General features: G+C 45.8%; 2 tRNA genes and 2 rRNA genes (1 of these 4 running past the window's edge). All 4 read right to left on the bottom strand.

The features are described from left to right. Positions 1-675, bottom strand: a 23S ribosomal RNA gene (locus tag ABJ955_RS13360); it reaches 2,153 nt to the left of the window's first position. A 337-nt stretch (positions 676-1,012) separates the two neighbouring features. Beyond that, positions 1,013-1,086 (bottom strand) — tRNA-Ala (locus ABJ955_RS13365). A 130-nt stretch (positions 1,087-1,216) separates the two neighbouring features. Then, a tRNA-Ile gene (locus tag ABJ955_RS13370) sits at positions 1,217-1,290 on the bottom strand. 199 nt (positions 1,291-1,489) lie between these two features. Next, positions 1,490-3,013: ribosomal RNA gene (locus ABJ955_RS13375) — 16S ribosomal RNA — on the bottom strand. The 16S and 23S rRNA genes sit together here with 2 tRNA genes alongside, the layout of an rRNA operon. Positions 3,014-3,396: the final 383 nt, after the last annotated feature.

Raw genomic sequence — 3,396 nt, forward strand, 5'->3', positions numbered from 1 at the left:
GCCCTATTCAGACTCGCTTTCGCTGCGGCTCCGATTCTTAAAATCTTAACCTTGCTGGCAACAGTAACTCGTAGGCTCATTATGCAAAAGGCACGCCGTCACCAATAAATTGGCTCCGACCGCTTGTAGGCGTATGGTTTCAGGTTCTATTTCACTCCGTTGTTCACGGTTCTTTTCACCTTTCCCTCACGGTACTGGTTCACTATCGGTCTCTCAGGAGTATTTAGCCTTGGCGGATGGTCCCGCCGGATTCATACAGGGTTTCACGTGCCCCGCACTACTCAGGATACCACTATCGGTAACTGTCCTTACTAATACCGGGCTATCACCGTCTATGGCCACGCTTTCCAACGTGTTCTTATTCGTAAAGCACCAAATCTCGTGGTCCTACAACCCCAATACTGCCGTAACAGCATTGGTTTGGGCTAATCCAATTTCGCTCGCCGCTACTATCGGAATCACTATTGTTTTCTCTTCCTCCGGGTACTTAGATGTTTCAGTTCCCCGGGTTTGCCTCCTTGCGGATACTATGTCTTCAACATAGTGGGTTGCCCCATTCGGATACCTGCGGATCAACTTGTATGTGCCAATCCCCGCAGCTTTTCGCAGCTTATCACGTCCTTCTTCGCCTCTGAGAGCCTAGGCATTCCCCATACGCCCTTATTTTGCTTATTGTACTTTTTTGCTCTTTTAATGAGTTATTCATTGCTCAATATGTAGTGAAAAACATTCGGTAAACCAAACATCTTAAACTGCCTACTGAGACTTAATTATTACTTTTCTCGTATTCTTTATTTCCAATATGTCAATGAACTATCTGGATCCCCGTGTCTTTCAGGCCCGGATAACGGGCAGCTAATGAATGACAACGGTTGCTGTCCTTGGTGGAGAATATCGGAGTCGAACCGATGACCTTCCCGAAGCTAATTCGGGACGCTCTAGCCCCTATTTGGCTAAAACTCTAATTTCAATATGTAATGAACGTTTTTATTTCAAAAGAAATAAAAAATAGTGGAGAATATCGGAGTCGAACCGATGACCTCCTGCGTGCAAGGCAGGCGCTCTAGCCAGCTGAGCTAATTCCCCATTTTTTAGTTATGAGTTATTAGTTATGAGTTATGAGTATTTATACCCGCAACAAACCCAACTTCTAAAATTTCCTTCAATATGTGTTAATGAACGTGGAAATATTCAACTTTATAGAATATTCCATTTGTAGTCTCAGGCAGACTCGAACTGCCGACCTCTACATTATCAGTGTAGCGCTCTAACCAGCTGAGCTATGAGACTGTCTCATAGATATTAGATTTTAGATAGTAGCTTAGATTTAAAACAAACTGACCTGCAGCTCATTTAGCTATCCTTAATGCTTCACATCTAGTGCCTCACATCTATTAATATTATAAAATTGACAGCTAAACCAAGCAAAACTCCTTTGTTTTTCAATATAAGAGTCTCTCTTTGTTGAATTTCGGTCGTCTTTCTCTAGAAAGGAGGTGTTCCAGCCGCACCTTCCGGTACGGCTACCTTGTTACGACTTAGCCCTAGTTACCAGCTTCACCCTAGGCCGCTCCTTGCGGTGACGGACTTCAGGTGCTTCCAGCTTCCATGGCTTGACGGGCGGTGTGTACAAGGCCCGGGAACGTATTCACCGGATCATGGCTGATATCCGATTACTAGCGATTCCAGCTTCACGGAGTCGAGTTGCAGACTCCGATCCGAACTGAGACAGGTTTTGTGGATTCGCTCCTGCTCACGCAGTGGCTGCCCATTGTACCTGCCATTGTAGCACGTGTGTGGCCCAGGACGTAAGGGCCGTGATGATTTGACGTCATCCCCACCTTCCTCACGGTTTGCACCGGCAGTCTTGTTAGAGTTCCCGACATGACTCGCTGGCAACTAACAACAGGGGTTGCGCTCGTTATAGGACTTAACCTGACACCTCACGGCACGAGCTGACGACAACCATGCAGCACCTTGTAATCTGTCCGAAGAAAAGCATGTTTCCACGCCTGTCAGACTACATTTAAGCCCTGGTAAGGTTCCTCGCGTATCATCGAATTAAACCACATGCTCCACCGCTTGTGCGGGCCCCCGTCAATTCCTTTGAGTTTCATTCTTGCGAACGTACTCCCCAGGTGGGATACTTATCACTTTCGCTTGGCCACCCAGCACACCAATGTGCGCCGGACAGCTAGTATCCATCGTTTACGGCGTGGACTACCAGGGTATCTAATCCTGTTCGCTCCCCACGCTTTCGTCCATCAGCGTCAATACGTTGTTAGTGACCTGCCTTCGCAATCGGTATTCTATGTAATATCTAAGCATTTCACCGCTACACTACATATTCTAGCCACTTCACAACGATTCAAGACTTCCAGTATCAATGGCAGTTCTACAGTTGAGCTGCAGAATTTCACCACTGACTTAGAAGCCCGCCTACGGACCCTTTAAACCCAATGATTCCGGATAACGCTTGGATCCTCCGTATTACCGCGGCTGCTGGCACGGAGTTAGCCGATCCTTATTCGTACGGTACCGTCAAGCCCCCACACGTGGGGGTGTTTCTTCCCGTATAAAAGCAGTTTACAACCCATAGGGCAGTCTTCCTGCACGCGGCATGGCTGGATCAGGCTCTCGCCCATTGTCCAATATTCCTCACTGCTGCCTCCCGTAGGAGTCTGGTCCGTGTCTCAGTACCAGTGTGGGGGATCCCCCTCTCAGGGCCCCTAACCATCGTAGCCTTGGTGTGCCGTTACCACACCAACAAGCTAATGGTACGCATGCTCATCTTGTACCGATAAATCTTTAATTATAAAACAATGCCGTTCTATAATACTATGGGGCATTAATCCAAGTTTCCCTGGGCTATTCCCCTGTACAAGGTAGATTGCATACGCGTTACGCACCCGTGCGCCGGTCTCTATAATGCAAGCACTATATACCCCTCGACTTGCATGTGTTAGGCCTGCCGCTAGCGTTCATCCTGAGCCAGGATCAAACTCTTCATTGTATAATCTTCAATACTATTGCGACCATACTTCTAATAAAGAGCTCGACTCTCAAAAAAATCTCAGAAAATCTTACTTAGTTTAGTTTCTTTGTTGATAACAACTGTTTCCAATTGTTACCTACGCTGTCAATTTCAATATCTCAATGAACTTGTATTTCTCTTCTTTAACGCTAACCAAAATCGTGTTTTGTAATCACTCAGTGGCTAAGCGGGTGCAAAGATACAACCCTTTTTTAATCCTGCAATACTTTTTTAAAAATATTTTCAAAAAAAATCTAAGAGCGTTTATTAATGCTTTGTTCAACATAATCTGTTGCGCTAAGCGGGTGCAAATATAGAACCCTTTTCCATTCCCACAAACTTATTATATGCTTTTTTTTGAA

The sequence above is a fragment of the Aequorivita sp. Q41 genome (assembly GCF_039831855.1).
Lineage (GTDB): Bacteria > Bacteroidota > Bacteroidia > Flavobacteriales > Flavobacteriaceae > Aequorivita.